This window comes from Vibrio sp. 1562 (assembly GCF_033340155.1).
Classification (GTDB): Bacteria; Pseudomonadota; Gammaproteobacteria; order Enterobacterales; family Vibrionaceae; genus Vibrio; species Vibrio alginolyticus.
In genome coordinates this window covers 1-881 of record NZ_JAWOVY010000180.1, presented here as the reverse complement: position 1 = coordinate 881, position 881 = coordinate 1, and the positions used below count along the sequence as shown (strand labels likewise).

The 881-nt window shown below is 46.8% G+C and carries 1 protein-coding gene; it reads left to right on the top strand.

Annotated features, from left to right (window positions below; translation table 11 throughout):
• The coding region (locus R7Z49_RS24010; protein ID WP_318112231.1) for an ATP-dependent metallopeptidase FtsH/Yme1/Tma family protein at positions 1-881 on the top strand (881 nt) is incomplete at both ends.

The window sequence follows — 881 nt, the reverse complement described above, 5'->3', positions numbered from 1 at the left end:
GTTCCCAATGATCTTACTGATTGGTGTGTGGATTTTCTTCATGCGTCAAATGCAAGGCGGCGGCGGTAAAGGCGCTATGTCTTTCGGTAAGAGTAAAGCTCGTATGATGAGCGAAGAACAAATCAAAACCACTTTCGCTGATGTTGCGGGCTGTGACGAAGCAAAAGAAGACGTAAAAGAACTTGTTGATTACCTACGTGATCCAAGCCGTTTCCAAAAACTGGGTGGTAAGATTCCAACTGGTGTTTTAATGGTTGGTCCTCCAGGTACGGGTAAAACGTTACTTGCAAAAGCTATCGCAGGTGAGGCAAAAGTACCGTTCTTTACTATTTCAGGTTCCGATTTCGTAGAAATGTTCGTTGGTGTTGGTGCATCTCGTGTACGTGATATGTTCGAGCAAGCGAAGAAAGCAGCGCCTTGTATTATCTTTATCGATGAAATCGATGCTGTAGGTCGTCAGCGTGGTGCTGGTGTAGGTGGTGGTCACGATGAACGTGAGCAAACACTGAACCAAATGCTAGTAGAAATGGATGGTTTTGAGGGCAACGAAGGTATTATCGTTATTGCTGCGACCAACCGCCCAGACGTATTAGACCCTGCATTGCTACGTCCGGGTCGTTTTGACCGTCAAGTAGTTGTAGGTCTTCCTGATGTACGCGGTCGTGAACAGATTCTAAAAGTACACATGCGCAAAGTGCCATTAGCTGGTGACGTAGAGCCTTCTCTAATCGCTCGTGGTACGCCAGGTTTCTCTGGTGCTGACCTAGCAAACTTAGTTAACGAAGCTGCGCTATTTGCTGCACGTGGCAACAAACGCAATGTCTCTATGGTTGAGTTTGAGCTAGCGAAAGACAAAATCATGATGGGTGCAGAGCGCCGTT